The sequence below is a fragment of the Ruegeria sp. HKCCA4008 genome, assembly GCF_013033125.1.
Classification (GTDB): domain Bacteria; phylum Pseudomonadota; class Alphaproteobacteria; order Rhodobacterales; family Rhodobacteraceae; genus Ruegeria.
In genome coordinates this window covers 345,353-372,066 of record NZ_WQDM01000001.1, presented here as the reverse complement: position 1 = coordinate 372,066, position 26,714 = coordinate 345,353, and the positions used below count along the sequence as shown (strand labels likewise).

Genomic DNA, 26,714 nt, shown 5'->3' with positions numbered 1-26,714 from the left:
CTCACTGTTGCTTGCAGGCACATAAGCATTCCTTAAGAAATACCAAGCTGCGTGCGTGTTTCCGCGGTCCAGCCAAGAAACAGCTCTCCGCCTTTCTCGATCAACGGGCGCTTCATCAGGGTGGGATGCTGTTTCAATAGCTCCAAAGGTGCTTTCGCGCGCTGGTTGTCATCCAATCCGCGCCATGTCGTTGACCTGGTGTTGAGCAAAGCGTCGCCGAAGTCAGCAAGAGCCTGCGACAGCACAGCATCCGGCACGCCATCGCTGCGGACATCTACGAACTCTGCGTCTGGCAATGTTTTCAATGCTTTGCGACAGGTGTCACAGGTTTTCAACCCATATAGGCGCATGTTTTTACTGCTCCTGCAATTGATTGCATTTTAGGCAAACTTGCCAGTTTCAGGCGGTTATTCTTGATTTTTTACTTCACCGTGCAATGTTGAAAAAGGCGAAACACACGAAACGGACTGTTCAGAAAGTGCCAAACAGTCTTTTTTTGTGGTGACGCTGACCACAGCCCCCACCAATTTGTGGGACAATGCGCAAGTAGAAGGAGACACGGGACATGCCAACCGGCACCGTGAAATGGTTCAATACCACTAAAGGTTATGGTTTTATTGCCCCTGATGAAGGGGGCAAAGATGTGTTTGTACATATCTCGGCCGTAGAACGGTCCGGCCTCACCGGACTCGCAGACAATCAGAAAGTCTCGTACGAGTTGCAGGACGGACGCGACGGCCGACAAATGGCTGCGGAATTGAAGCCGTTGTAACGACATCCCCGCTGATCGCGGGATGGATCCATTAAGGATGGCGGCCAATTTCCGGCCGTCAACCACCCCCTACCGGGCCTGTTCCATTACCCGCGCGGATTGTTCATTTGCGCGGCGTCGATGGTGTATATCCGTTGCAGTGGTGTCGGATACCCCGGGCTCCTGCGACCAGATCCCAGCCCCGCCCGCAAACCGGATTTCCCAGGCTTTCATTGTGTGCTCGGGGCGACGCTGGCACGTTGCGACGCCCTTCGTTCCGATTTCAGGTCATCGTGCATGCGTCGCAAAAGCCCACACTCTGCTTCGTCAATGGGCCGCTTGGCACGACAATCCAAAGAAACTAGCGCCCTGCAATTCGAATACTATTTGCGAATGATCTCTTCGAATTCGCGCCATTCCCGAGCCGTCATGCCCGAGCTTTCCTGCGTGACGTCCTCACCCGCCAGCATGCGGCGCAGGCTTTCAACCATCTGAGCCGACAGGTTGACGGCCCCAAGGCGGTAATCCTCGAAGGCTTTATAGGCAAAGGGCACCCAGTCGGCGACGATCTTGCACATCGTATCAGCGTAGACACGGATCTCATATTGAGCATGAGGGTCAGCGCGCAGCCGCAGAAAATGGAACAGGTTGTGCAGGTCCACTTTCCAATACCACTGCGTATAGATGTTTGCGGGCAGGTTCATCCGGGCAAGTTCACGTGCCAGCCCCTGCTGCCCGTCCTGGCTGATCATCGCCTCGTAATTGTCATAGCACCGCGCGCTGTCAGCCTTGAGGACGTCCAGAACACGCGCGGCCTCTTCACCTTCCAAAGCAGAGCCACGGCCTTGATTGTTCACCTCTGATTGGGCGGCCACATGTTCGGGTGCGGGAATATAGAACTCACGATCCAGAATCGAATATCGCGCTGAGTATTCATTTACATTGGCCGTACGGTGCCGAATCCACTGCCGCGCCACGAAGACCGGCAGCTTTACATGCAGTTTGACCTCGCACATTTCGAAAGGGGTCGAATGCCAGTGCCGCATCAGGTACCGGATCAGACCTTCGTCATTCTGAACCGATTTGGTTCCCTTGCCGTAAGACACACGCGCGGCCTGACAGATGGCCGCATCATCGCCCATGTAATCAATCACGCGGACAAAGCCGTGATCCAGAACCTGATGCGCGGCGTACAGGTGATCTTCCATTCCCGCTGAAACGACGCGACGAGTGGGATGCGATTGGGCACGTTGCGCTTCGATCTCGGCCTGTTGGTCAGCGGACAGCGGCATCAAGTTTTCCTTTCTGGCAATGAGTCGCCCCCTACTATATCTCGCCAGCTGCAACATCGAAACCGCGATATATGCCGCAACCCATGCAAAATTCAGTTCACCAGACCTGGCGGTCTCGACACACTAGGTCGGCGCGCTAAGCTCTTTGCAAACTGAGTCGAAAAGGATGACCAAAATGGCGCTGACATATCTTCACACCATGGTCCGCGTGAAGGATCTAGAAAAATCCATGGCGTTTTACAAGCTTCTGGGCCTGAAGGAAACACGCCGCTATGACAGCGAAGCCGGGCGGTTTTCACTGATATTCATGGCGCCTCCGGGGCAGGAGGATGCGCCGATCGAGCTGACCTACAACTGGGACGGTGATGATGGCCTTCCCAGCGACAGCCGCCATTTCGGTCACCTCGCATACGGCGTCGACAACATCTACGAGGTTTGCCAGCACCTTCAGGACAATGGCGTCACGATCAATCGCCCTCCGCGTGACGGTCGCATGGCCTTTGTACGCTCACCCGACAATATCTCGATCGAGCTTTTGCAGAACGGCGATGCTCTGGAGCCGAAGGAACCCTGGGCCAGCATGGAAAGCGTTGGCCACTGGTGATCCGGTGGGCCATAACACTTGGGTTGGCCGTGCTGGCCAGCCCGATCAAGGCCGAGACGTGTCGTCTGGCCCTTGCACTGGCCATGGACATTTCGGTTTCGGTCGATGAGGCCGAGGACGTGCTGCAACGGCAGGGTTTGGCCGCTGCGCTGATCGCACCCGAAGTGCAGGAGGCTTTTTTCTCCTCTCCTATGCCGGTTGCTTTGGCTGTTTACGAATGGAGCGGTCGTTCCACCCAGCACGTCATTTTGAATTGGTTGCTAATAGAAGATGTTGCCGACCTGCTGTTCGCCTCCGTTCAGATAAGTGGTTCCGTGCGGTCAGATTCCGGTTCCGCGACCGCCATGGGCCATGCCCTGGCTTTCGGGTCAACCTTGATAAGCCAGGCACCCCAGTGCTTGTTTCAAACGATTGACCTGTCCGGAGATGGTTCCAACAATGATGGCTACGGACCACGGATAGCCTATCGGCACTTCGCTTTTCAGAATGTGGTGGTCAATGGCCTCGTGATCAACGCGGCTGATTTTGAAGGCGAACTTTTTCTTATCCCGTTTTTTGAAAACAACGTCCTGCATGGTCCCGGTGCCTTTTTGGAGGTCGCTCAGGGGTTCGAAGACTTCGAACGGGCCATGCGGAAAAAGCTGAAACGGGAATTGAGCGGTTTGCAGATTGGTGCACTTGATGAAGACCCGCAATAAATCCGCGCCGGAGTGCTGCTTTTGCGGGCCTGTTCTCTGGACCGGCATTTGAACAAGGCCGCCAGGCCTGTGCATCAGTGCAGGACGGGCTAGGTTCTGCGCGACGCACAACCCTGGTCAGTAGATGTATCGGATCTGGTCCGTCCAATATCGCTCCACGCGGCGCAGCGACGTGGTGATGTCTTCGATACCTTCCAACTCCAACACGCCCCTGCTTTGCAATCCTTCGGCGTGACGCGCAAACAGGTCGGACACGATATTGCGGATTTCCCTGCCTCGCGGTGTCAGACGCACGCGGACAGAGCGGCGGTCAATCTCGCATCTCTGGTGGTGCATATACCCCATCTCAACCAGCTTCTTGAGGTTGTAGCTGACATTGCTGCCCTGATAGTAGCCGCGGCTTTTCAGCTCACCCGCCGTCACTTCGTGATCGCCGATATTGAACAGCAGCAACGCCTGAACCGCGTTGATTTCCAGCACGCCGACGCGCTCGAATTCATCCTTGATGACATCCAGCAGCAACCGGTGCAGCCGCTCCACCAGGGCCAGCGCCTCAAGATAGCTGGTCATGAACCCCTTGGCTTCCAGCCCGGAGACCTGCATTTCCATACTCATCCGACCCTCCGATTCAGTCGTGCTGTTTGAGACACGATGACCTGAAAGTCCGAAAAATCGGTTAAGCCGGTATTTTCTTATTTCTGAAAGGTCTGCGCGATGTTTGAAATCAGACTGGCAAACTGCGCCGGCGGCTGCACCTGACCTGTGACCCATTGATAAAGGTCCTGATCGTTTTCGTGCAGCAGCGCGTCAAAGACATCCAGCCCGGCCGCATCCATATCGGCCAGGTTGCGATCGGCATAAGCGGACAGGATGATGTCCATCTCTTTGATCCCGCGCCGCATGGATCGCATTTTCATTCGCTTGATACGTACGTCCCGGGGTTCACTCAATTCTTCTGCTCCAGCATCAGACGCATTTTCTTTTCCAGACGCGCCGCACGTTCAGCGCAAACCCGCATCTCTCCTCGGATGGCGCGCAGTTCGGCCACCGCGGTCGACAGCTCCATTCCACCTTCGCCCTCTTCCACCGGGGCATCCATGCCTTCGCCCTCACCGGTCAGCAGCCACATGATCGAGACATTGACCAGCCCTGCCATCATCGACAACCGGTTCGCACGCGGCTCGGACAGATCGTTTTCCCAATCGACAATCGTCGTCTTCTTGACCCCAAGGCGGCGCGCCAGCTCTGCCTGGGTCATTCCGGCCGCTTCGCGCGCGCCCGCCAAACGGTCCCCGAATGTCGCAGACTCAGGTCCATACCAGTCTTTTTCATCATTCATCGGGGTCTCCAATTCACATTGTCCATTCGGCTTGATCGTCATTCCGGCGCACCCTATGACAGTCGGGTTGAACATACAAACCGAGGCCATCCATGAGTTTCCTGTCTGCGACACTGTCACGCGTCAAACCATCGCCTACGATCGCCATGACAGCCAAGGCCGCCGAGTTGAAAGCCGCCGGGCGCGACGTGATCGGCCTGAGCGCGGGTGAGCCGGATTTCGACACCCCGCAAAACATCAAGGACGCCGCCGTTGCAGCGATTGCAGCCGGAAAAACCAAGTACACCGCACCGGACGGCATTCCGGAACTGAAGCAGGCGGTTTGCGCCAAGATGAAGCGCGATCACGGGCTTGACTACACGCCCGCGCAAATCTCGGTTGGAACGGGCGGCAAGCAGACGCTGTACAACGCCTTGATGGCAACAATGAATGACGGTGACGAGGTGATCATCCCCGCGCCGTATTGGGTAAGCTACCCCGACATGGTTTTGCTGGCAGGTGGAACGCCGGTTGTTGTTGAAACGACGCTGGCCAACAGCTTCAAGCTGACGGCAGAACAACTGGAAGCCGCCATCACCCCAAGGACAAAGTGGTTCATCTTCAACTCGCCCTCGAACCCGACAGGCGCAGGGTACAGCCGGGATGAGCTCAAGGCCCTCACCGATGTTCTGATGCGCCATCCGCATGTCTGGATCATGTCGGACGACATGTATGAACACCTGGCCTATGACGGGTTTGAATTCTGCACGCCTGCCGAAGTGGAGCCCGGCCTGTATGACAGGACGCTCACCTGCAACGGTGTTTCGAAAGCCTACGCCATGACCGGCTGGCGCATCGGTTATGCGGCCGGTCCGGTCGAACTTATCTCGGCGATGCGCAAGATCCAGTCGCAATCCACCTCGAACCCCTGCTCGATCAGCCAGTGGGCGGCAGTAGAAGCGCTGAACGGAACACAGGATTTTCTGGCCCCGAACAATGAAACGTTCAAACGCCGCCGTGATCTGGTGGTGCGCATGTTGGACGAGATTGACGGCATAACCTGCCCGACACCCGAGGGCGCGTTTTATGTCTACCCCGCGATCGCCGGGCTGATTGGCAAAACGACACCTGCGGGAACCGTCATCGAAAACGATGAAGCCTTTGCCACGGCCCTGCTGGAAGAGGCGGATGTCGCCGTCGTGTTTGGCGCGGCCTTCGGCCTGTCACCCAACTTCCGGGTCAGCTATGCGACGTCCGACGCAGCCCTGACCGAAGCCTGCGCTCGTATACAGCGCTTTTGTGCGTCTCTGAGGTAAACATGTCTGCCGACCTGCCCGAATACTATTTTCGCATCCGTGAAAACGGGGCCGCGGTGTTTCGGATCGATACGGAAAACCGCCAGCGCCGGATCGAGATGGACCAGATCGCCGTCATCAACATCCGCAACGGTGAGGTCAAGCCGCACGGGCAACGGGTTTTGTCCGAACGGGATCAGGCAGAGATCGCCCGATGGATGGACGAGCGCCGGGCCATACTGGCCCAGCGCGACATCGACGACATTCACCGCGCTGTCGACTATCTGAATCTGACAACGCAATGGGCGCAGTCCAAGGCAAGCGATGAACAGCTTGAGGATGTAACCGACAGGTTGCTGATGGCGATGCACGATCTGCGCACGGTTCTGGTTCGGAAAAAGGCCGACCGGTTGAACAAAGACTAGGCAGGTTCCGCCGGCGCCTGCATCTGCCGCACCGAATGCATCCAGAACCGGGCCATCAGCAGCACTGCCGCGAAGGCCAGGCCAAGCACCAGCCCCAGCCAGACACCGATGCCATCCATCTGACGGACGAAGCCGAAATAGTAGGACGCCGGAATTCCCACCACCCAATAGCTGAGCGCCGCCATAACCATGGGTATCTTGGCATCCTGCAAACCACGCAACAGTCCCAGCGCAATCACCTGCGCCCCGTCGACCAGTTGGAACAGGGCAGCCATGGCCAGCAATCCTGTCCCGATTGCCAGAATTTGTCCGCGCTGCGGATCATCGGCCTCCATGAACAGGGAAATCAGCGGCTCGGCATATGTAAGGAACAGGATGACGGTCACGACGGACATGACCAGCGACATGCCCGTCACGGCAATCGCACCTTTCTCCAGATGCGCCCTGTCCCGGCGGCCCAACGCGTTGCCGGCCCGGATGGTGGCCGCATTTGACAGCCCCAGGTGCACCATGAATGTGGCCGACGCCAGATTCAGGGCGATCCCGTGCGCGGCCAGCGGGACCTGACCCAGCCAGCCCATCATCACGGCGGATGTTGCAAACAGCGACACCTCGGCCAGGGTGGTCAGGCCAATGGGCACGCCCAGTTTCCACACGCTGATGAACATTTCCCAATCCGGACGCCAGAAGCGCTGGAACAGACTGTGTTCCGGCAAGGTCCGGACCACATAGACGACAACCGCAACCAGTGAAACGACCTGCGTCGCGATCGAAGCGATCGCAGCGCCCATCACGCCCAGTTCCGGCGCGCCCCAGTTGCCAAAGATCAGCGCATAGTTGGTAAACCCGTTCACAACCGCCGCCGTAACCGTGATCCACAGCACGATCTGAGTTCGCTCCAGAGCCGCTAGGTAGGATTTCAACACCATCACGATGAGCGCCGGAAACAACCCCCAACCGGCAACGCGCAAATATTCCGATGCGGTTTCAGCGATATGCGGCTCTTGTTTCATGGCGATCAGGATCGGATAGGACCACCACAACAACGGCATGACCACCGCAGCGTATAGCAGTGACAACCACAGCCCCATGCGGGTCGAGCGGCGAATGCTGGTTTCGTCCCCTTCTGCCGCGGCGGTGGCAACCATCGGCATGACGGCCCAGCCAAACCCCGCACCAAACAAAAACAGAACGAAATAATAGCTGCTGGCCAGGGTAACCGCCGCCAGCGCCTCGACCCCGTACCAGCCCAGCATGACGGTATCGGTCAGGCCGATGGCGAACTGCGCCAGATGGCCACCGATCAACGGCAGGCCAAGCACGGCAATTGCCCGAAAGTGGGCCGGATATGTCATCACTTTTGTCATTGCCCCAGCCATATGCGCGGGCTTGGCGCGAGACAAGAGAGGATCACCACAATTTCATTTTGAGACTCCGGTGCCCGCTTGCGCGGTCGAGGCGGGCACCGGCGTGATTAACGAGCGTCCGGATGCAGCGCTGTACCCAGAATATGCTCGGATCGGTGAATCACGTGATGCGCCTGCCCCACGATCAACGGATCGGGTTCACCCACAATGTCGTGATCCTTGCCCGGATAGTCCAGCGTCGACAGGAAATGGCGCATACAATTCAGCCGCGCGCGTTTCTTGTCATTCGACTTGATGATCGTCCACGGTGCGTCCGCGGTATCGGTGTAAAAGAACATGGCCTCTTTAGCTTCGGTATAATCGTCCCACTTGCTGAGGCTGGCCTTGTCAATCGGTGACAATTTCCACTGTTTCAGAGGATCCGTCTCGCGACTTTTGAAACGACGCTGCTGTTCTTCCTGCGTGACCGAGAACCAGTATTTGTAAAGCTGGATGCCCGAACGCACCAGCATCCGCTCCAACTCTGGCGTCTGCCGCATGAACTCCAGATATTCATTGGGAGAGCAGAAGCCCATCACCCGCTCGACACCCGCGCGGTTGTACCAGGACCGGTCGTAGAACACCATTTCGCCAACCGTTGGCAGTTCCTGAATATAGCGCTGATAATACCATTGCCCCTTTTCCTCCCAAGTGGGTTTATTCAAGGCCACGACCCGGGCCTGACGCGGATTGAGGTGCTCCATAAACCGCTTTATCGTACCGCCCTTGCCGGCAGCATCGCGCCCTTCGAACAGCAGAACGAAACGCTGCCCGGTTTCCTGCGCCCACAACTGAACCTTCAGCAACTCTGCCTGAAGCTTGGCCTTCTGTTCTTCGTACACCGACCGCGCCATCTTGCGGCCATAGGGGTACTTGCCGCTTTCAAACGCCTGCCGGATCTTTTCAGGGCTGGGCTCTGCGACCTCTGCAACCGGCGTCGGCCTGGTCTTGACCTGAGTTGAATTTGTTTCGACCCGAGCAATGGCTTCCATGAAATCTTTCCTTTTCTGTTGTCCCGGAAAGGAGCTAGCAGAAAGGCCACGGATGCGCTTTGATTGGGGTCAAATTGATGCCTTAAAAACCCATAAATTCCGCACTGGATACAAGGTTCCGATACAAACGCCGTTTTTCAAGCTGCGCGCGAGCGGCCCTTGCCTGAATCCTCAATAGGATCGTCTAATCGACGTCGGCCAACATGGCCAAGGCTGGCGCCCGTTTGGCGCACCGGATCGCTGATCCCGTTGTTTCGGGCTTTATCTATGCCCCCAATCGTCAGGGTTGTCAGAGTTGTTGGGCGACAGACCCAATTCGTCGCCTTCCGTCGAACATCCCAGCCCCAGAACCGTACGGTTCGCATAAGAGAAGTAGGAACAGACCTGATTGATCTCGAGGATTTCTCCATCATCCCAACCTGCCATGCGCAGCGCGATCACATCCGCTTCGACCAGATCGCCCGGATCCTCGGTCAGCTTGCGCGCATAGGCCATGGCCGCCACCTGCGCTGCATCCAATGGCGCGGCGGCCGGATCGCGGGCTTCGATCGCCGCCCGGATCGCGTTTCCCCGTTCTTCGTCGGCCAGCAACCGCTGCAACCCTGCGAAATGATGTTCGACGCAATATCCGCTTCGGTTCAGAGAGCTGACCCACACGCCCAGCACCTCGAGAAACCATTTCGGTATCTTGTTGCCCGAGTGATGCAGCACCGCCTTGTAGATCGCCATGTGCCCTTCCATCGAATGCGGACGCAACGAATGCGCCATCATGATATTGTCCACATTGTTGCCCGGGCCCGTGACGCGGTCATAGAGTTTCTTCAGCCTGCCTGTGGCCTGCTCGAATGGGATGGTTCTGATCCAGCTCATTTGGTTTCCTGTTGACGTGATTGCCTGTCCTTCAGAGACTAGAAGCGCTTTGAGCCCGAGGCGAGACGAATTCGACACCCCGTCAGAAAGAACCCGGACCAGCACAGACCGCAATTCGAACATCGGCCCGGTTTCCCGAAACACCAACACGGCAAGTCCAGTTTTAGCCCTGCGAGCATCCGCCCTAAACCATCAGCCGTTCGGCACCCCGGTCAGATTGGGCTAGACGCCCTCTATCTCCATGGTGCGGAACTCATTCTTCAGCCAATTGTGCCGGGCACACATCGGTCTTGTGAAATGCTGGCGTATCAATTTGCTCATGGCCTTCTGGATCAGCACCGACGTTGTTGCCGGGTATACTTCGGTTGTAAACAGCGACACCGTGCGAACGAAGTTGCTGCCGGGAAAGGGCATGGCCTTTACGCTGTTGTGAAACCTCTGCGTTCGGTGAAAGCACGCCGCCGTCGTGATTGCCCAGCCACTGCCCTGTGCGACCAGGCCGATGATGGATTGGTTGCACTCCAGTTCAAACCGGTTGGGCAGGCTGAACTTGCTTCGGGACAGTTGAGTTTCAATCTGCTTGCCGATCACATAGTCGCGCGAATACCTCAACAATGGCAGGTCGGCATCCGGGTTGAACAGCTCTTCCGGGGACCCTTCGAACTTGTTGGGAACCACGACGATGAAGGGATCTCTCATCAACGGATATTCGATCAGCCCCTCGGTACGACCCAGCGGTCGTGTGGCGACGCCCACGTCAAGCTTGTGTTCCTGAAGTTTGGCAAGAATTTCGTGGCTCGGGCGCGTGAAATGGCGGAAATTGCACCGCGGCAGAGCCTGCGCCAGAAAACGAACAAGGTCGGGCGCGATCTGGTTGTCGAAATCGTCGATCAAAGCCAGCCGCAGATCCGTCGCATGCTGCCAGTTTCCCGTTCGAATCTCGGCCTCACCGCGTTTCAGCACAGTCAGACCCTCTCGCACATAGCGGGCAAACACCTCGCCCGCGGGCGTCAGACCCATCGGGCGGCGCCCATGGTCGACCAATTCAATCCCCAACGCGCGTTCGAGGCTGCGCAGGTGGTTCGAAACCGTGCTGATCGACAAGTCTGTTTCTGATGCGACTTGCTGAATTGATCCGGATTTGGCGATCAGCTGAAACACTTCCAGCCATCGAAGACTCAGAGATTTGGACACGGCAACCGACCATTGTTTCGATTTGTTCGAAACTAGCGAAGCAAAGTTTTGCCCATGCGGCAATGAAGAAGTTGATCGAAACGGTCGATTCTAGGCTTTCATCCGCACAAAATCCGGGTCGTACGGGCTTGGGCTGATAACCGTCGCGCCAATCCGTTTCCCGCAGCAGTCCAGCTCCATTTCGCGGCCAAGCTGCGCCAGGGACGGATGAATGAAAGCGTGCGCCAGATTCAGCTCCGTGCGATACCCCCATTCGCCCGACGTGATGGTGCCAACGACAGTATCACCCTGCATCAGCGATGCGCCGGGATGCGCCGGGCCAAGGGTCGAATCGATGCGCAACGGGACCAGCTTGCGTCGCGGTCCATCCGATTTCCGTCTCAACAGGGCATCACGCCCCACGAAGGCGCCCTTGTCCAGTCGGACAAACCGATCCAGACCGGTTTCAAAGGGATCAAATTCCGTGATCAGATCGGCTTTCCAATGCAAAAAACTCTTCTCCATGCGCATGGACTCGACAGCCCTGGCACCGAACAGTTTCAGCCCGTGCGTTTCGCCCGCCTCGCGCAAGGCAAGATAGGCCGCATAGAGCGAGGCGTTGGGAACATGGATTTCATAGGCCAACTCGCCCGAGAAACTGAGGTTCATAACCGTTGCAGAAGCAATACCAACAAAGCACTCGCGCACACTGAGCCAAGGGAACGCATCTGCCGACCAATCTCCTCTGGCGCAGGCTGACAAGACAGAACGCGACTTCGGGCCGGCCAGAACCAGAATGGTCTGATCGTTCGTCAGGCTGCGCAACTGAACGTCTTCATTGCTGCGCAGATGCTGCCGCAACCAATCCATGTCGTGAAATTCGCTCGCTGCGGCAGAGCCATACCAAACGCGGGCCGGTCCCCGGTCGCTGGCGGGCAGATTAGCAATCGTCGCTTCTGCCTTGATCATACCGTGGTCGTTCAACAGGTATCCCAACCCGACACGCCCGTCACGCCGAGAGACCAATCCACAAAACAACCGGTCCAGAAATGCGTGCCTGTCGGATCCTGTGATCTCGATGCGGTTGAACCCGTTGACCTCTGCAAGCCCGACGCCGGTTCGAATACTTTCGACTTCGGCAGCTACCAAGTCGAAGGTTTCGTCAAAATCGAAACCAAGCGTCGGCGAAAATCCGGGATCGGGTTTGATATAGTCCACCCTCTCCCACCCGTTGACCACAGTGAACTCGGCCCCTTCGGATGCCAGAACAGGCGTCAGAGGGGTCGTCTTGGCGGGTCGGCCCGCAGGGCGATGTTCATGCGGAAAGTGGAACCTGAATTCGTTCTGGTAATCTTCAATCGCCTTTAGTGCCGTGAGTTCCACATTTGCATGTCCGGCGAACCTTCGGGGATCGAGGCACCACGTGTCATAACATGCCTCGCCATGCACGATCTGCTGTGCCAGCAACCATCCGTGACCGCCACCTTCACCCAGCCCGGCCCGCAGGCCAATGATACAAAACGCGTTGCGTTTTCCCGGGATCGGACCGACCAGAGGCGCCCCGTCAATTGTGTAGGTGATTGGCCCGTTGACCACGGTGTGAATACCAACCTCCATCAAGGCAGGCATGCGCGCGAAGGCCCCTTCCAGCACATCGGTCACACGGTCCAGATCATCCGGGCACAAAGCGTTCACGAAGTTCGGATCGATCCCGTCCATACCCCAGGTCTTACATCCCTGCTCGTAGAACCCGAGTAGCAGCCCGTTCTTTTCCTGTCGGCAATAATAGTCGCTGATCGGGCAGCGCAGCAGCGGCATCCGATGCCCGGCATCCCGGATAGCCTCGATTTCTTCGGTCAGGAAATACTGATGTTCCATGGACGACACGGGATGATGAACACCCATCATGGCGCCGACTTCGTTGACCCTGTAACCACAGGCGTTGACGACGACATCACAGTCGATATCCCCGTGCTCGGTATGCACGGTCCAGGTATCATCGCTGTGCTGTGTCAGCGCGGTCACCGGCGTATTTCGATACACCTCGGCGCCCGCCTTGCGTGCCCGGCGCGCAAGGGCCTGGCACAATTGCGCCGGATCGATGTCGCCGTCCAGCGGATCCCAAAGCCCACCGATGAGATTATCGGTCGAAATCAACGGGTGTCTCCGGGCACATTCATCCGCGTCTATCACCTCGAAATGCACGCCCATCCCCCGCGCCATGGACGCAAAGTGACGATAGCCCTGCATCTGCCCTTCGGTGTTGGCCAGACGGATCCCACCGTCTGCGTGGTGATAGTTGATAGGGTAATCCGGATCGTCGGCCAGTTCCTTGTACAGACGGATCGAATGAGATTTCAGGCCGACCATCGTCTGGTTCATGCCGAAATTGGTGACCTGCGCCGCCGAATGCCATGTCGTGCCCGAGGTCAGTTCATTCCGTTCGACCAAAACCACATCGGTCCACCCTTCCTGGGTCAGGTGGTAGAGCGTCGAACATCCGGCGATCCCGCCCCCTATCACAACGGCTCTGGTACGCGACTTCATGGCATTGCTCCTTCAACTTCGGCACCAGTCTTGCTGAATAACGGGATGGGCAGACAACAGGGCAGATGCGGGTGCCGGAAAATCGAAACCGCGATTTCGGATTCTGAAAACGGCACTTCTTCTTTGATACCGGGACAACTTGGGTCCTACGGTGCAGGAAAACGCAAGGTAACGAAAACACATGCCATCCGACAGCATCAAACGAAGCGGACGCAAAGCACGGCATGCACAGCGTGCGGCCAAGCCCGTCATTGATCCTTGCCCGCCCGGTCAGAAAGGCGGGGCATTCAAGCCCTTGAGCCTATCGGAAATCGAGAAAATCTATGACACGGCGCTGCGTTTGCTGGAAGAGCTGGGGATGGGAGACGTGCCGGACAGGCTGGCCATCGATCTCAGGGCGGCGGGTGCCCAGGATCGGGCACAGAACCGGCTGATTTTTCCCCGTTCAATGGTGAAACAGGCCATTGCCTCGGCCGCGAAGAGCTTTACCTTTCATGGCCGGGATGAAAAACGATCCATCGAGGTGGGTGGCGACCGCGTGTATTTTGGCACCGGCGGTGCTGCGGTTCAGACCCTTGATATCAACAGTGGGCTTTATCGCCCCTCCACCCTGGCCGATCTGCATGATTTCACCCGGCTACAGGACACGCTGGCCAATGTCAGTTGGTTTACCCGATGCTGCGTGGCAACCGACATCCCGGATGTGTTCGATCTGGACGTGAACACCGTTTACGCTTTGGTACGCAACACAACCAAGCCAATGGCAACGTCTTTCACGTTGGCGGAACATGTCGGCCCGATCGTCGAGATGCTGGATATCGTCGCCGGAGGGGCCGGGGAATTCGCCAAACGCCCCTTCCTGAAAGCGCATATAAGCCCGATCATTTCGCCAATGCGATACGGCGAGGATGCCGTGGACGTGGTTTATGAATGCATCGCCCATAACATACCCATGTCCTGCATCACGGCCGCGCAGGCGGGCGCAACCGCCCCGGCAACTCTGGCCGGATTTCTGGCGCAATCACTGGCCGAAACGCTGGCCAGTCTCGTGATGGTCAATGCGATCAAACCCGGCTTTCCGATGGTCTTTTCCAACTGGCCCTTCATCGTGGATCTCAGGACCGGCTCTTTCGCAGTGGGCAGCGGCGAGACCGCAATCCTGAATGCGGCGTCGGCGCAAATCACGAACTGGCTGGGTTTGCCGTCGGGCGTGGCCGCTTCGATGGCCGATGCCAAAGCCATCGACGCCCAGCATGGGGCTGAAAAAGGCATCACGTCGCTGGCGGCAGCGCTGGCAGGAGGCAATCTGATCTATGAAAGCTCGGGGATGACGGCGTCTTTGCTCGGGGTCAGCTTCGAGGCTTTCGTTCTGGACAACGAAATGCACTCGCACACCTATCGTGTCTTGCGCGGGATCGAGGTCACCGAAGCGAATCTTGGCTTTGACGCCATATGCCATTCGGTTCTGGGCGATGGGCATTTTCTGGGCAGCGAGCAAACCTATGAGGCCATGGAACGAGACTATTTCTATCCGAAACTCGCCGATCGTCAGGAGCCCCGCACCTGGCAAACCGATGGTGCGATGGATGCGTGGTCATCCGCACGGCGCGCCGCTCAAGAGGTGTTGAGCACGCATTACCCCGAATATCTCACCCCGGAACAAGACGCCGAAATCCGCCGGCGTTTTCATATCCTGTCTTGAAGAGCGGCGGGCATTTCCAGCCCGGTCCTGAACCGTTAGGGTCACTGAGGAAACTTGCAGAGGATGGGGCATCATGGCCGATTCATTTTTTCAACCGGTGTCCGCCATGGAACTGGCCCGATTTGCCGGCATTCCCGCATTCATGCGCCTGCCCATGCTGGATCTGGCGCACGAACGGATCTCGGAGGTCGAACTGGGCATCGTCGGTATCCCTTGGGACGGCGGAACCACCAATCGCCCCGGCGCCCGGCATGGTCCGCGGCAATTAAGAGATTATTCCACGATGATCAGGGCGATGAACCCGGTTACGGGTGTGGCACCGTTTTCAATGGTGAACTGCGCAGATCTAGGAGACGTCGCCCCCAACCCCGTCGACATAGAAGACACGCTGGATCGGGTCACGCGTTTCTACACTGATCTTCGAAGCCGCAACATCACACCATTGACCGCCGGAGGAGATCACCTGACCACCCTGCCCGTCCTGCGAGCCCTGGCCGCTTCGGGTCCGGTTGGCCTGATCCAGTTCGACAGTCACACGGACTTGTTCGACACTTATTTCGGAGGTCACAAATTCACCCACGGCACCCCGTTCCGCCGCGCGGTCGAGGAAGGGTTGGTGGACCCGAAGCGTTTTGTACAAGTCGGGATTCGCGGCACGGCCTACAACACTGAAGATATCGAATGGGGCGAGGCGCAGGGCATCCGCATCATCCGCATCGAAGAGCTGTTCGACCGCGGCATCGACGATGTCATGACCGAGGTACGCGATATCGTTGGCATGCGGCCGACCTATTGCACCTATGACATCGACTTTGTTGATCCAACTTACGCCCCAGGAACCGGCACACCCGAAATCGGCGGGCCCAACAGCTTTCAGGCCCAGCAGGTCATTCGCAGGATGTCCGGGCTGAACCTTGTCGGCGCCGATCTTGTCGAAGTGTCACCGCCATTCGACCCCCAAGGTGGAACGGCGTGGCTTGGCATCTCGCTGATGTTCGAGTTGCTTTGCGTTCTGGCACAGGCGATCGACGCGCGGCGCTAGGCCCGCGCGACGTTCTCGGCGATCATCGAAATCATCTCGAACATCACGGCCGCCGCCGTCAGCGCGGTGATGTTGTTGGGGCTGTCCTTGGTGGGCATCATGCAGACCACATCGCCGCCGATGATGTTCAATCCGCGCGCCGCGCGCAGGATGCCGACCGCCTCATCGATGTCAAACCCCTTCTCACCCGGTTCCAGATTGGACACGGCCGGCGCGACGGTTGGGTCCAGACAGTCCAGATCGAAGGTGATGTAAACCGGGCGGTCACCCAAAACCTCTTTGGTCTGCGCGACCACATCGGCCAACCCGCGCTGTCGGAACTCTCGCATTGTGACGATATTGTACCCGTAGTCATAAGACGGTTGCAGCCAGTCCAGGCTGCGTGGATGCCCCCGCAGACCGATCTGCATCGACCGGGTTGGATCCACCTGCCCCTGATCGGCCAGATAGGCCCCCCAGTGAGCCGCTGATTTCTTGGCACCAAGAAAGTGATCAACCTTGGTGAAGACATCCGTATGCGCGTCCAGATGCAGAAAGCTGACCGGCTGCCCGCCTGCAAGCTTGCCGCCACCCAGGGCCTGAACAATGCCACCGGTGATGGAATGGTCACCTCCGACGGAAACGGGGCGCGCTCCGGCCGCGTCTATGGTCTTGTAGAATTCAGTGATGCGTTCGATGCAGTCTTCGTTGTCGTTGGCCTTTGGAAAAGGCACATCACCAACATCGGCGATCCGCGCACTCTGCCAAGGATCAATTTCAAAGACCGAATGCACCCTGCGTTGTACGGCCGAGACATGCCGCAACGCGCGTGGTCCCAGGTGCTGGTCCCTTTCGGTCGTGCCGTTGCCCGTCGAATGCGGCACGCCCGCCAGTGCGATATCCTGCCCTTCGGGCCCGACATTGGGACAACGGAACAGTGTGGGCACGCCCCACCAATACAGGTTGTCCATCATCGATTGTTCATACGGGTCGGTCATGATTTCCTCGGATCAAAGAAAAGCGCCCCCGATCAGAACCGGGGGCGTTTGCGTTCAGAGTTTTTCGTCTTCTCGTCGGAACGCGCCCTGCACGATCCGGTCCATGACCATGGCAAGGAACAGGATCGCAAAGCCCCCCAGCAGGCCCGGCCCCTTGGCCGCGTATTGCAGCGCCTCGAGGATTTCCTTGCCCAAACCGCCCCCGCCGATCAGTGAGATGATCACGACCATGGACAGGCACATCAGGATCGTCTGGTTCACACCGGTCATGATCGATGGCAGCGCCAGCGGGATTTCAACATCCTTCAACAGTTGCCATTTCGACGCGCCAAAGGCGACGGCAGCTTCTTTGATGCTTTCAGGCACCCCCCGCATTCCCAGTGCCGTAAGGCGGATCACCGGCGGCATGCCAAAGATGATGGTGGCCAGAATCCCCGGCGGGTTGCCGGTGCCGAAGAAGGCGATGATCGGGATCAGGTAGACGAAGGCGGGAAGCGTCTGCATCAGGTCCAGAACCGGTTCCGCCGCGCGATAAGCGCGCTGCGACTTTCCGAACCAGATACCCAGCGGAATGCCGAAGACGACGCACAGCAACACCGCCGCACCGACCAGAGCAACCGTTTCCATCGCCACGTCCCAATACCCCAGCAACGCGATATAGGCCAGGGAAGACGCGGTGAAGATGGCAACCCTTGGTCCCGCCGCACGCCAGGCCGTCACACAGATGACCAGCATGACCACCGGCCAGGGCGACCCGATCAGTGCAATCGTCAGCGCATCAAGCACCGATCGCACGCCCGCCACGATCCCGTCAAAGATGTCGCCGCCCGCCGCAGCGGCCGCATCAATCCTGGCCTCCATCAAGTTTGCCAGGCTCGAGAACAGCGTGCCGTTGCCCTCGCCAAGAAACATCGCAGACACTTGCTGTTCCGGGAACGCGTCCAACAATGGAAGGGATGCGTTCACGGTGAACTTGTACACGATCAATGGTCCGATTGCTGCGACAAGGATCGCACCCATGACGATGTTACGGGTCGAACGCCCGCTTTCAGTGCTGTCCGGATCGATACGCCAGTTCGAATACTGTTTTTCGTAGACGCGGTCGGCGTAGAACCCTTGAACCAACTTGAACACCAGCAACATCAGCAACCCCGTAATCAGGATGCCTGCCGCCTCGGACTGGGCGGCGGCGGCCCTTTCCAGGCTTGTGGCCGCGGCTTTCTGTATGTTCTCGGCCAGTTTGGTGAAACGGTCGATATCGGCCTGTTCCGTGGCATCCGCTGCGCGCGCCAACAGTTCGGCCGCACGTTCCTGCTGACGCGCAGCGCGCTCGGCGAAATCCGCGCCGGGATTGCCCCACGCGCCCCTGCCGATCTGGACCCACGCGATGATCTCAAGGATCAGAAAGGTCCAGAACATGCCCCAAATGGCGCGTGACGCAGACCAGAATGGCCCCAGCACCGCGGCCCACTTGTTGAATGTGTTGGGAATTGCGCTGGTCGCATCATGAATCTTGTGGAACGCATTGACATAGTAGTCACCGTTCGGGCCCGCGAACTCTTTGATGGAAAGGTCCAGCGCCTCGCGATCGACCTCGATATCAGAGGCGGCGGTTACTTTCATCTCTGTTGCAGCATCAGTCATTTTTGCCCCCCTGGATACCGCGCAACAGGCGCGGCTTGGTCACGACACCCACATCGATACCCGCATCCGTGATGACGACCGGCAGATCAGAATTCACGGCCAGGTCGATCAATTGATCCAGATCCGCGCCCTCGTCGGCTCGGGGCGCGCCGTCAAGTGGCCCTGAATAACTGTCCACCGGCTCCATGATGGAATGCGCCTTGACCAGTTTGAGTTTTGAGATGCCCTGAACGAATTCGCGCACGTAATCGTCGGACGGGTTCATGACGATGTCTTCTGGGGTTCCGATCTGTACGATGACGCCATCCTTCATGATCGCAATCCGGTGGCCGATCCGAATGGCTTCGTCCAGATCGTGGGTGATGAACAGAGTGGTCTTTTTGAGCTGCGCCACAAGTGCTTTGAACTGGTCCTGCAACTGCAGGCGGATCAGCGGATCAAGGGCAGAGAAAGGTTCATCCATCAACAGGATTTCCGGGTCCGAGGCCAGCGCCCGCGCGATCCCCACACGTTGCTGCATCCCGCCCGAAAGCTCTTTGGGCAGGCGGTCCTCGTAACCTGTCAGATTCACCAGGCTCAGCGCGTGATCCGAGACGGCCCAGCGCTTTGACTTGGACACCTTTCGGATCTCCAACGGATAGGCCACATTATCGCGCACGGAACGATGCGGCATCAGCGCCATGTGCTGAAAGACCATCCCGATTTGCTGGGCGCGAATGCGGCGCAACTCGGATTCCGACAGCTTCGAAACATCGTGACCCAGAATCTCGATCCGACCCGCCGTGGGTTCGATCAATCGATTCACATGTCGCACCAATGTGGACTTGCCCGAGCCGGACAGCCCCATGATACAGAAAATCTCACCCCTCGGCACTTCGAACGTGGCGCCCTGAACGCCGACAACACAGTTGAACCGCTCCAGAACCTCCGGCTTGCCTATGCCTTCGTTTCTGACCGCTTCCATTGCCTCTTCCGCACGCGAGCCGAAGATCTTCCAAACGTTTTCTAATTTTACGACAGGTTCGTCCATTTATCCCCCACAGGGCGATGCCCTGCCCGACAGAAAAAGGCCGCCGCGGTTTTGCGCGACGGCCCGAAGAGTGGTGATTTAGTTGGTCAGCCAGCCGATGACGGTGTCTTCATTTGCAGCCACCCATTCCTTGGCGAAATCCGCAGCTTCGATGTTGTCGACGGCCAGCGCCTTGCCCATCGCGCTAAGATCGTCGCCTGTCATCTGGTAGTTGCTGAACAAGGCGGCCACTTCGGGATAGCTCTCTTCCAGTTCCTTGGCGTAGTGCAAGTGAAGCGTTGCTCCGTTCCAGGCCGAGGACGCCTCGGACTTGGACAACCAGTCTGGATCATCCGTGGGCTGAACGATTGTCCAGGTGGCCGGATCATGAGGCGGTTCTTCCAGAACCGTCAGATCCTGTGTTACGAAGATATAGTGGGGGCTGTAGCAGAACCCGATCCACGGGTCGCCCGCTTTGGTCGCATTTGCCAGATTGGCATAGGCAATGGTTTCCTCGTATTCCGTCAGCTCGAAGATCTGGTCATAGCCATAGGATTTGGCCCGGATCTTCTCGACGACGGTCGACGCCCAACCCGGCGCACCGATCCATACCTCGGGTGTTCCGTTGCCATCGGTGTCAAAGATCGCAACCTTGTCGGGGTCGCTCAGGTCATCAATCGATTTGATGTCATATTGTTCCGCGATATAGGTCGGCACGCACATGCCCTGTTCGGCCTGAACCGGGTTTTGGTTCATGACGACGGTGCCGTTTTCCTTGACATAGGTATCGTGCAGGTTCTGCTGATTGGGCATCCACACTTCCGGATGGACATGCATCGAACCGCTGTCCATCGCCTCGAAGACAATCGGGTTGGTGCCATTTTGCAATTCCACGTCCAAGCCGAGGTTTTCTTCGATCACGACCTCAAGAATATGTGCCGTGGCGTTCACCGAGGCCCAGTTGGGCACACCGATCACGATATCCGCGGCCATGGCCGGCCCGGCAATCGCGAAGGACGCGCTTCCAAGTAGCGTTGCAATTTTTTTCATCTGATATCTCCGTGTTGGGTAGCTTCCGCGCTTGTTTTTCTCACCCTCTCGGGCAGCGGTGCGCTCAGGTTTTTGGTGTGGAAAGGTAGTGCCTTTCGGTTTTTTGGCGCCAGCAAAACCAAATGCTGACATAGCCCCGAAAGTGAAGCATGCGGATGCGTTGCCCATCAAGGGTTACGTCCTTCTACCTCATGAATGCGATATTATCATAAGTTTGTTTCGACTTCTTGCAATTCAATGCGGTACTTCCGAAACCTCTGAAACCGAAGATACCCGCTGGTTTCTTAGGCACTGAATTGCCTCGCACGAAAACCACAGCCAGTTTCAAAACGGCTTTTGATGCTTTCCTTTTGCAGGAAGCAATTGATATCAAGCAGATATTGCTGCACCTGATAATGCGTGTCGCGCACGCCCCGCCCTCAAAACGAGGCGTGAAACCTCTCCGTGGCGGTTGCGCCACCTAACCGTGCGACCAAGCCCCCCTGACAAGAAACCGTTCAACACTCTGTGAAACGTGTCGAGTATTCTAGTTTTGCTGCTGGCGTTTACCTACCTACTAGTAGATATTACTGTGCGTCGTAACCAAGGAAGAGACCTGACCCCATGGAAATCAATTCGGACTTCTCTGACCGCGTTGTCGTTCACTCAGACCAGCTGGAATGGCAGGCCTCTCCTATGAAGGGTGTGGATCGCAGGATGTTGGACAGGATCGGAGGCGAGGTCGCACGGGCCACCACTATCGTGCGTTATGCGCCGGGCAGTCATTTCTCTGCCCACACCCATACCGGCGGTGAGGAATTCATTGTCCTTGACGGTGTATTTCAGGATGAACACGGTGACTATCCGGCTGGGACCTATGTGCGCAATCCGCCAACCTCGCAACACACACCGGGGTCGGAACCGGGATGCACGATCTTCGTCAAGCTCTGGCAGTTCGACATGAACGATCGAACCCAGTTTCGCAAAAACATGGTGGATGAGCTGCGCGCGCCCGCAAACGATATCGCCACCGCTGTCCTGCATGAGGATGCGCGCGAGATCGTGACCTACTCCCATCTGGACGCGGGCGCGACGCTGCGCTCGGACGCCCCTGGCGGGATCGAGGTTCTGATCATCGACGGGTCGGTCACTGAAGGCGGGGACGAACTGGTCAAAAACGATTGGCTGCGCCTGCCTGAAGGCCACAGCCTGACGGCCGTTGCGGGGGCGAACGGGGCCAAGATCTGGATGAAGACAGGCCACCTGCCTTACGCCCAACCGCCGGCGGTGTAACCGATGGCTGAACAAAAACCCTTGGCGCTTGTCGCCGGAGCGGGGGCTGGGCTTGGCCAGGCGTTGGTGTCGCGTTTCCAGGCCGAAGGCATGGTGACCGTGGGTCTGGGCCGAACCCAACCCGACAACCCAATCGGTTCCTTTCATCAGGTCGATCTGTCCGACCCCGGCGAAACGGCACCGGTCATAGCCAATTTGATTGCCACTTACGGGCCGCCCAAGATCGTGGTGCACAACACCGCAGAACTGGTGATCTCACCCTTCCTGAAAACAACGCTGAACGATTACCAGCGCAGCTGGACGTCGATGGTGCAAACGCTGATCGTGCTGGCGCAATCGGTGATGCAGCCGATGGTCCGTGGCGGTGGCGGAACCTTGATCGTGTCGGGTGCAACCGCCTCTCTGCGCGGTGGTGCACAGTTTTCAGCATTTGCTTCGGCCAAGTTTGCCCTGCGCGGGCTGACACAATCGCTTGCACGAGAGTTTCAACCGGCGGGCGTGCATATCACGCATGTCATACTGGACGGCATAATCGACACGGCCCGGTCGCGCGACCGGCACAGTCTGGACCCAGCCAAAATGATGAAGCCCGAAGATATTGCCGAGGTATATTGGCAACTGGCGCAACAACCCCGGTCGACTTGGACCCAAGAGCTGGACCTGCGTCCTTCAACTGAGGGGTTCTGACCCATGCGCACCGATACGCTCATCATCGGCGGCGGGCTTTCTGGGCTCAGCCTGGCGACACAGCTTGTGGATCAGGGTCAGGAAGTTCTGGTTGTTGAGGCGCGCAGCCGTCTGGGCGGACGCATTCTGACCGAGGTTCAGGGGAGCGCCCATCTGGACATGGGTCCGGCTTGGTTCTGGCCCGGCCAGCCACGTATCGCAGCGCTGACGGACCGGCTGGGCCTGCACCGGTTTGACCAATTCAGTTCCGGCGCGCTGAGTTTCGAAGATGAACAGGGCCGTGTTGGGCGGGGCCGCGGGTTTTCATCCATGGAAGGGTCTTATCGTCTGATCGGGGGGCTCGCTGCTTTGACAGATGCGCTGTCGGCACGGTTGCCGGATGGGGCAATTCACCTGTCCACGCAGATCACCGCCTTGGCCCGCACCGAAGGCGGGGTTCGGGTCACCACGCAATCTGGGCAGCATATTTTGGCAAACCGTGTGGTACTTGCCGTGCCCCCACGCATCGCGGCCGAGTTGATCTATGAGCCCGCCCTGCCCGATGGCACGTTGTCAGCCATGCGGCACATCCCGACCTGGATGGCCGGGCAGGCCAAAGCGGTTGCGGTCTATGACACTCCGTTCTGGCGCGAAGACGGACTGTCAGGGGATGCCATGAGCCGGCGCGGTCCCATGGTGGAAATCCACGACGCGTCGCCTGCCAGCGGTGGTCCCTTCGCGCTGTTCGGTTTCATCGGCATCCCTGCGCAAGCGCGCCGGGATGAAGGGGATTTGCGGCAGCAGGTTCTGGCTCAGCTGGGGCGCTTGTTCGGGCGCAAGGCGACCAGCCCCAGCGTGCTTTTGCTAAAAGACTGGGCGTTTGATCGCTTCACATCGACCGACCTGGACCTTCAGCCCGTATATGCCCATCCGCAATACGGCCTGCCGAAGGCCATGACGCGGATCTGGGAAGACAGGATCCTTTTCAGTGGCACCGAAACAGCCGCGCAATTTGGGGGATATCTGGAAGGTGCATTGGAAGCGGCAGAAAACACCGCCGCTTTGTTGAGCGCAAATAGGATGAACGTGGCATGGAAATAGATACAAAAACCGCTTTGCTGAATTCTGCCGAATTTGCCGTACGTAGCAAAGGCTTCGACGGCTTCAGCTATGCCGACCTTGCCAATGATGTGGGTATCCGCAAGGCATCGATCCACTATCACTTCCCGACCAAAGCCGCGCTTTCTGCCGCTTTGATGGCACGCTACCATACCGAGCTTACCGGACGCTGCGACGAGATCGAGGAATCTTGCGAAACGGCGGGCGCGCGCATGCGTGCACTGATCGCGCTGTATCGCACGGCTTTGAACGACGGAAAAACCCTGTGCTTATGTGTGTCGCTGATCATCAGCCGGGAAAGCTTGTCGAATGAGGTCACAGACAAAATCCGCGAGTTCCGGCGCATGATAACCCGGTGGATCGAGAATGTCTTTGCGCTTGGCAAAACCGATCATTCGATCACGGGCGTTGAGGATCCGAAAGCAGAGGCACGCGCGGCATTGGCTTTGCTGGAAGGCGCTCATCTGACGGCGCGGGCCGAGAAGAGCGCCCAAACCTTTGATGACGCCGTGGAAACGCTATCAGCACGTTGTTTGTGACACGGCCTGGTTTGCTTATTCAAAATGGCCGCGTCGATTGTTGAGGCGCCTGCCCGCCTCAACCCGGTTTTTCATACGAGGCCCGCAATTCAACCCGCAAAGCAGAAAGCCTCACTCCAGCTTGACCCAGGCCGAATTTCTGGCAGAGCTTTGCACGCATGCGGCCACAAACCTGACGCCTTCAAGCCCATCCCGGACCGTTGGATAGACGACAGATGCGTCAGGTGAACTTCCGTTTCTGAACGCCAGAATGGCTTCGGCTGCTTCGCCATAGATATTGGCAAACCCTTCCAGGTAACCTTCGGGGTGTCCCGGGGGCACTCTGCTGAGCCGATTGGCCGCATCCCCTGCCGCAGCCCCATTTCGGGTGATCAGACGCTTTGGCTCTCCGTAAGGAGTAAACCAAAGATAGTTCGGGTCTTCTTGAGCCCACTCGATGCCGCCCTTTTCGCCGTACACACGCAATCGCAGAGCGTTTTCGTTACCGGGCGCAACCTGCGAAGACCACAGCATGCCACGGGCTCCGCCTTGGAACCTCAGCAACACATGCGCGTTATCGTCGACCTGACGACCCGGCACAAAAGCCTGCAAATCCGCCGCAAGGCTTTCTGCCCTCAATCCGGTTACAAAGCAGGCAATATTATACGCATGAGTTCCAATATCACCGGTTGATCCTCCGGCACCGGAGCGTTCCGGATCAGTCCTCCACTCGGCCTGCTTGAAATCCTGCGGCTCGGTCAGCCAGTCTTGCGGATACTCAACCTGAACCACGCGGATTTTACCGATATCCCCGTTGGCAACCATCTCACGCGCTTGCCGAACCATTGGATAGCCCGTGTAGTTATGGGTAAGGATGAACAGCGCGTTTGAGTTTTCAGCGGTTTTGACCAGTTTCTTCGCATCACCAAGGGTCGACGTAAGCGGCTTATCGCAAATCACGTGAATGCCGCGTTTCAGAAACTCACGCGCGGCAGCATAGTGAACGTGATTTGGCGTGACGATCGAAACAGCTTCGATCCCGGATTTCAAACGCGCTTCTCGCATCGCCATCTGCTTGAAGTCATCGTAAACCCGCTCGAGGCCCAGCGCCTCGCCGCTTTCCCGGGATTTTTCGGGCGTCGAGGACAACGCGCCTGCAACCAGCTCGAACTTGTCATCCAGTCGCGCGGCTATGCGGTGGACACCACCGATGAAAGCATCGTTTCCACCGCCGACCATACCAAGGCGAATGCGCCCCGTTCTTTCTTCGTTGCGTCCTGTTACCATCAGCCTATCCCCAGCATTTTCCGATTGGCCGCTTCGTCGGTGCCGCCGTCGGCAAAATCGTCAAAGGCCTTCTCGGTCACGCGAATAATGTGATCGGAAACGAACTGAGCACCTTCACGCGCGCCATCCTCGGGATGTTTCAGGCAGCATTCCCATTCGACCACGGCCCAGCCATCAAAGTCGTTTGCCGCCATCTTAGAAAAGACAGCCCCGAAATCCACCTGTCCATCACCAAGTGACCTGAACCGCCCTGCGCGATCGACCCAGCTTTGATAGCCGGAATAGACACCTTGCCTTCCGGTCGGATTGAACTCGGCATCCTTTACGTGAAACATCCGGATGCGATCTTTATAGATGTCGATATTGTCAAGGTAATCGAGGCATTGCAGGACATAATGCGACGGGTCGTACAGCATGCACGCCCGCGCATGGTTGCCTGTTCGTTCAAGGAACATTTCGTATGTCACCCCGTCATGAAGATCCTCGCCGGGGTGGATTTCATAGCAAACATCAACGCCACAGTCTTCGGCGTGGTCCAAGATCGGCACCCAACGACGGGCGAGCTCATCAAATGCGGTTTCAATTAGACCAGCAGGACGTTGGGGCCAGGGATACACGTAAGGCCAGGCCAGCGCGCCAGAGAATGTTGCATGAGCCGAGATACCCAAATTCCGTGAGGCTGAAAGCGCTTTCTTGACCTGATCAACGGCCCATTCCTGCCGGGCTTTGGGATCTCCCCTGACGCTTTCGGCCGCAAAACCATCAAACGCCGAATCATAGGCCGGGTGAACAGCGACAAGTTGGCCTTGCAGGTGCGTCGATAATTCTGTGACTTCAACGCCGTTCTCTTGGGCTTTGCCCTTGAAGTCATCGCAATAGTCTTTGCTTGTCGCGGCCGTTTCAAGGTCGAACAACCGCCCGTCCCAACTGGGCACTTGAACGCCCCTGTATCCGCAATCCGCCGCCCATTTGGTTATGGCGTCCCATGAATTGAACGGCGCTTCGTCACCGGCAAATTGTGCAAGAAATAATGCAGGCCCTTTGATCGTCTTCATTC

Annotated in this window: 27 protein-coding genes; 11 read left to right on the top strand and 16 right to left on the bottom strand. The window is 57.9% G+C overall.

All coding sequences use genetic code 11. The annotated features are described in order from the left end of the window. Positions 1 to 32: 32 nt before the first annotated feature. On the bottom strand, positions 33 to 350 hold the full coding sequence (locus GOW60_RS01840; protein WP_171228027.1) for an ArsC/Spx/MgsR family protein: 318 nt from the start codon (positions 348 to 350) through the stop codon (positions 33 to 35). A gap of 215 nt (positions 351 to 565) precedes the next feature. Between GOW60_RS01840 and GOW60_RS01835 the strand changes: the two genes are divergently transcribed. Then, positions 566 to 772, top strand: coding sequence for a cold-shock protein (locus tag GOW60_RS01835; RefSeq protein WP_152458488.1), 207 nt, complete (start codon positions 566 to 568; stop codon positions 770 to 772). Positions 773 to 1,134: 362 nt separating this feature from the next. Here the strand turns inward: GOW60_RS01835 and thyX are convergent, their stop codons facing one another. Next, complete coding sequence (gene thyX / locus GOW60_RS01830) at positions 1,135 to 2,043, bottom strand: FAD-dependent thymidylate synthase (RefSeq protein ID WP_171228026.1); 909 nt, start codon at positions 2,041 to 2,043, stop codon at positions 1,135 to 1,137. 175 nt (positions 2,044 to 2,218) lie between these two features. Between thyX and GOW60_RS01825 the strand changes: the two genes are divergently transcribed. Next, entirely contained in the window at positions 2,219 to 2,647 is a 429-nt protein-coding gene (locus GOW60_RS01825) for a VOC family protein (protein WP_170343834.1), read from the top strand. Continuing rightward, a complete protein-coding gene (locus tag GOW60_RS01820) occupies positions 2,644 to 3,345 on the top strand; it encodes a DUF1194 domain-containing protein (protein ID WP_171228025.1) in 702 nt (233 codons plus the stop codon). Before GOW60_RS01825 ends, GOW60_RS01820 begins: the two co-directional genes overlap by 4 nt. A 117-nt stretch (positions 3,346 to 3,462) precedes the next feature. Here GOW60_RS01820 and GOW60_RS01815 read toward each other — a convergent pair whose 3' ends face one another. From GOW60_RS01815 to GOW60_RS01805, 3 genes are all read right to left on the bottom strand, one after another. Further along, a complete protein-coding gene (locus tag GOW60_RS01815; protein WP_371807722.1) occupies positions 3,463 to 3,960 on the bottom strand; it encodes a MarR family winged helix-turn-helix transcriptional regulator in 498 nt (165 codons plus the stop codon). Between the two features lie 77 nt (positions 3,961 to 4,037). Next, entirely contained in the window at positions 4,038 to 4,262 is a 225-nt protein-coding gene (locus tag GOW60_RS01810) for a succinate dehydrogenase assembly factor 2 (protein ID WP_170344713.1), read from the bottom strand. A gap of 29 nt (positions 4,263 to 4,291) precedes the next feature. Then, positions 4,292 to 4,684, bottom strand: coding sequence for a helix-turn-helix domain-containing protein (locus tag GOW60_RS01805; protein WP_152458492.1), 393 nt, complete (start codon positions 4,682 to 4,684; stop codon positions 4,292 to 4,294). Between the two features lie 92 nt (positions 4,685 to 4,776). Between GOW60_RS01805 and GOW60_RS01800 the strand changes: the two genes are divergently transcribed. Next, on the top strand, positions 4,777 to 5,979 hold the full coding sequence (locus tag GOW60_RS01800) for a pyridoxal phosphate-dependent aminotransferase (protein ID WP_171228024.1): 1,203 nt from the start codon (positions 4,777 to 4,779) through the stop codon (positions 5,977 to 5,979). 2 nt (positions 5,980 to 5,981) lie between these two features. Beyond that, a complete protein-coding gene (locus tag GOW60_RS01795) occupies positions 5,982 to 6,383 on the top strand; it encodes a hypothetical protein (RefSeq protein WP_171228023.1) in 402 nt (133 codons plus the stop codon). Here GOW60_RS01795 and GOW60_RS01790 read toward each other — a convergent pair. From GOW60_RS01790 to GOW60_RS01770, 5 genes are all read right to left on the bottom strand, one after another. Further along, entirely contained in the window at positions 6,380 to 7,738 is a 1,359-nt protein-coding gene (locus GOW60_RS01790; RefSeq protein WP_371813317.1) for an MATE family efflux transporter, read from the bottom strand. The two genes, GOW60_RS01795 and GOW60_RS01790, sit on opposite strands and share 4 nt — an antisense overlap. Before the next feature lie 119 nt (positions 7,739 to 7,857). Further along, on the bottom strand, positions 7,858 to 8,781 hold the full coding sequence (gene ppk2 / locus GOW60_RS01785) for a polyphosphate kinase 2 (RefSeq protein ID WP_171205518.1): 924 nt from the start codon (positions 8,779 to 8,781) through the stop codon (positions 7,858 to 7,860). 261 nt (positions 8,782 to 9,042) lie between these two features. Continuing rightward, positions 9,043 to 9,651 carry a carboxymuconolactone decarboxylase family protein gene (locus tag GOW60_RS01780; RefSeq protein WP_171228021.1) on the bottom strand — a complete coding sequence of 203 codons (609 nt, stop codon included), beginning with the start codon at positions 9,649 to 9,651 and terminating at the stop codon, positions 9,043 to 9,045. Between the two features lie 222 nt (positions 9,652 to 9,873). Further along, positions 9,874 to 10,845, bottom strand: coding sequence for a LysR family transcriptional regulator (locus GOW60_RS01775; RefSeq protein ID WP_171228020.1), 972 nt, complete (start codon positions 10,843 to 10,845; stop codon positions 9,874 to 9,876). A 90-nt stretch (positions 10,846 to 10,935) separates the two neighbouring features. Next, on the bottom strand, positions 10,936 to 13,371 hold the full coding sequence (locus GOW60_RS01770; RefSeq protein ID WP_171228019.1) for an FAD-dependent oxidoreductase: 2,436 nt from the start codon (positions 13,369 to 13,371) through the stop codon (positions 10,936 to 10,938). 181 nt (positions 13,372 to 13,552) lie between these two features. Here GOW60_RS01770 and GOW60_RS01765 point away from each other — a divergent pair, with 181 nt between their 5' ends. Together GOW60_RS01765 and GOW60_RS01760 are read left to right on the top strand one after the other, a co-directional pair. Further along, entirely contained in the window at positions 13,553 to 15,073 is a 1,521-nt protein-coding gene (locus GOW60_RS01765; protein WP_171228018.1) for a trimethylamine methyltransferase family protein, read from the top strand. Between the two features lie 73 nt (positions 15,074 to 15,146). Then, a complete protein-coding gene (locus tag GOW60_RS01760) occupies positions 15,147 to 16,115 on the top strand; it encodes an agmatinase (RefSeq protein ID WP_152458501.1) in 969 nt (322 codons plus the stop codon). Here the strand turns inward: GOW60_RS01760 and GOW60_RS01755 are convergent. The 4 genes from GOW60_RS01755 to GOW60_RS01740 all read right to left on the bottom strand — a co-directional run bounded on the left by GOW60_RS01755 (position 16,112) and on the right by GOW60_RS01740 (position 20,795). Beyond that, the gene (locus GOW60_RS01755) at positions 16,112 to 17,092 is read right to left on the bottom strand and encodes an arginase family protein (RefSeq protein ID WP_152458502.1); all 981 of its coding nucleotides are present in this window, start codon (positions 17,090 to 17,092) and stop codon (positions 16,112 to 16,114) included. The genes GOW60_RS01760 and GOW60_RS01755 overlap by 4 nt on opposite strands. A gap of 54 nt (positions 17,093 to 17,146) precedes the next feature. Next, entirely contained in the window at positions 17,147 to 18,736 is a 1,590-nt protein-coding gene (locus GOW60_RS01750) for a proline/glycine betaine ABC transporter permease (protein WP_171228017.1), read from the bottom strand. Then, a complete protein-coding gene (locus GOW60_RS01745) occupies positions 18,729 to 19,766 on the bottom strand; it encodes a glycine betaine/L-proline ABC transporter ATP-binding protein (RefSeq protein ID WP_152458504.1) in 1,038 nt (345 codons plus the stop codon). The genes GOW60_RS01750 and GOW60_RS01745 overlap by 8 nt, the downstream gene beginning before the upstream one ends. Positions 19,767 to 19,844: 78 nt before the next feature. Continuing rightward, on the bottom strand, positions 19,845 to 20,795 hold the full coding sequence (locus GOW60_RS01740; RefSeq protein ID WP_152458505.1) for a glycine betaine ABC transporter substrate-binding protein: 951 nt from the start codon (positions 20,793 to 20,795) through the stop codon (positions 19,845 to 19,847). Between the two features lie 603 nt (positions 20,796 to 21,398). Here GOW60_RS01740 and GOW60_RS01735 point away from each other — a divergent pair. Genes GOW60_RS01735 through GOW60_RS01720 form a run of 4 tightly spaced genes read left to right on the top strand, consistent with a single transcriptional unit; the run spans position 21,399 to position 24,391 of the window. After that, positions 21,399 to 22,067 carry a cupin domain-containing protein gene (locus GOW60_RS01735; RefSeq protein ID WP_171228016.1) on the top strand — a complete coding sequence of 223 codons (669 nt, stop codon included), beginning with the start codon at positions 21,399 to 21,401 and terminating at the stop codon, positions 22,065 to 22,067. Between the two features lie 3 nt (positions 22,068 to 22,070). Further along, positions 22,071 to 22,754, top strand: a complete 684-nt coding sequence (locus GOW60_RS01730) for an SDR family NAD(P)-dependent oxidoreductase (protein ID WP_171228015.1) — start codon at positions 22,071 to 22,073, stop codon at positions 22,752 to 22,754. Between the two features lie 3 nt (positions 22,755 to 22,757). Further along, entirely contained in the window at positions 22,758 to 23,834 is a 1,077-nt protein-coding gene (locus tag GOW60_RS01725) for an NAD(P)/FAD-dependent oxidoreductase (RefSeq protein WP_171228014.1), read from the top strand. Then, positions 23,825 to 24,391 (top strand): TetR/AcrR family transcriptional regulator, encoded by a 567-nt coding sequence (locus GOW60_RS01720; RefSeq protein ID WP_171228013.1) that lies wholly within the window; start codon positions 23,825 to 23,827, stop codon positions 24,389 to 24,391. The genes GOW60_RS01725 and GOW60_RS01720 overlap by 10 nt, the downstream gene beginning before the upstream one ends. Before the next feature lie 111 nt (positions 24,392 to 24,502). On the opposite strand, the gene GOW60_RS01715 is transcribed toward GOW60_RS01720, so the two are convergent. After that, positions 24,503 to 25,657 carry a Gfo/Idh/MocA family protein gene (locus tag GOW60_RS01715; protein WP_171115177.1) on the bottom strand — a complete coding sequence of 385 codons (1,155 nt, stop codon included), beginning with the start codon at positions 25,655 to 25,657 and terminating at the stop codon, positions 24,503 to 24,505. Beyond that, the gene (locus tag GOW60_RS01710; RefSeq protein WP_171228012.1) at positions 25,657 to 26,712 is read right to left on the bottom strand and encodes a sugar phosphate isomerase/epimerase; all 1,056 of its coding nucleotides are present in this window, start codon (positions 26,710 to 26,712) and stop codon (positions 25,657 to 25,659) included. The genes GOW60_RS01715 and GOW60_RS01710 overlap by 1 nt, the downstream gene beginning before the upstream one ends. Positions 26,713 to 26,714 lie beyond the last annotated feature (2 nt).

Coding starts and splice junctions, on each gene's coding strand:
- GOW60_RS01840 (WP_171228027.1), bottom strand. CDS start 350: ATGCGCCTATATGGGTTGAAAACCTGTGACACCTGTCGCAAAGCATTG.
- GOW60_RS01835 (WP_152458488.1), top strand. CDS start 566: ATGCCAACCGGCACCGTGAAATGGTTCAATACCACTAAAGGTTATGGT.
- thyX (WP_171228026.1), bottom strand. CDS start 2,043: ATGCCGCTGTCCGCTGACCAACAGGCCGAGATCGAAGCGCAACGTGCC.
- GOW60_RS01825 (WP_170343834.1), top strand. CDS start 2,219: ATGGCGCTGACATATCTTCACACCATGGTCCGCGTGAAGGATCTAGAA.
- GOW60_RS01815 (WP_371807722.1), bottom strand. CDS start 3,960: ATGAGTATGGAAATGCAGGTCTCCGGGCTGGAAGCCAAGGGGTTCATG.
- GOW60_RS01810 (WP_170344713.1), bottom strand. CDS start 4,262: ATGAAAATGCGATCCATGCGGCGCGGGATCAAAGAGATGGACATCATC.
- GOW60_RS01805 (WP_152458492.1), bottom strand. CDS start 4,684: ATGAATGATGAAAAAGACTGGTATGGACCTGAGTCTGCGACATTCGGG.
- GOW60_RS01800 (WP_171228024.1), top strand. CDS start 4,777: ATGAGTTTCCTGTCTGCGACACTGTCACGCGTCAAACCATCGCCTACG.
- GOW60_RS01795 (WP_171228023.1), top strand. CDS start 5,982: ATGTCTGCCGACCTGCCCGAATACTATTTTCGCATCCGTGAAAACGGG.
- GOW60_RS01790 (WP_371813317.1), bottom strand. CDS start 7,738: ATGACATATCCGGCCCACTTTCGGGCAATTGCCGTGCTTGGCCTGCCG.
- ppk2 (WP_171205518.1), bottom strand. CDS start 8,781: ATGGAAGCCATTGCTCGGGTCGAAACAAATTCAACTCAGGTCAAGACC.
- GOW60_RS01780 (WP_171228021.1), bottom strand. CDS start 9,651: ATGAGCTGGATCAGAACCATCCCATTCGAGCAGGCCACAGGCAGGCTG.
- GOW60_RS01770 (WP_171228019.1), bottom strand. CDS start 13,371: ATGAAGTCGCGTACCAGAGCCGTTGTGATAGGGGGCGGGATCGCCGGA.
- GOW60_RS01765 (WP_171228018.1), top strand. CDS start 13,553: ATGCCATCCGACAGCATCAAACGAAGCGGACGCAAAGCACGGCATGCA.
- GOW60_RS01760 (WP_152458501.1), top strand. CDS start 15,147: ATGGCCGATTCATTTTTTCAACCGGTGTCCGCCATGGAACTGGCCCGA.
- GOW60_RS01755 (WP_152458502.1), bottom strand. CDS start 17,092: ATGACCGACCCGTATGAACAATCGATGATGGACAACCTGTATTGGTGG.
- GOW60_RS01750 (WP_171228017.1), bottom strand. CDS start 18,736: ATGACTGATGCTGCAACAGAGATGAAAGTAACCGCCGCCTCTGATATC.
- GOW60_RS01745 (WP_152458504.1), bottom strand. CDS start 19,766: ATGGACGAACCTGTCGTAAAATTAGAAAACGTTTGGAAGATCTTCGGC.
- GOW60_RS01740 (WP_152458505.1), bottom strand. CDS start 20,795: ATGAAAAAAATTGCAACGCTACTTGGAAGCGCGTCCTTCGCGATTGCC.
- GOW60_RS01735 (WP_171228016.1), top strand. CDS start 21,399: ATGGAAATCAATTCGGACTTCTCTGACCGCGTTGTCGTTCACTCAGAC.
- GOW60_RS01730 (WP_171228015.1), top strand. CDS start 22,071: ATGGCTGAACAAAAACCCTTGGCGCTTGTCGCCGGAGCGGGGGCTGGG.
- GOW60_RS01725 (WP_171228014.1), top strand. CDS start 22,758: ATGCGCACCGATACGCTCATCATCGGCGGCGGGCTTTCTGGGCTCAGC.
- GOW60_RS01720 (WP_171228013.1), top strand. CDS start 23,825: ATGGAAATAGATACAAAAACCGCTTTGCTGAATTCTGCCGAATTTGCC.
- GOW60_RS01715 (WP_171115177.1), bottom strand. CDS start 25,657: ATGGTAACAGGACGCAACGAAGAAAGAACGGGGCGCATTCGCCTTGGT.
- GOW60_RS01710 (WP_171228012.1), bottom strand. CDS start 26,712: ATGAAGACGATCAAAGGGCCTGCATTATTTCTTGCACAATTTGCCGGT.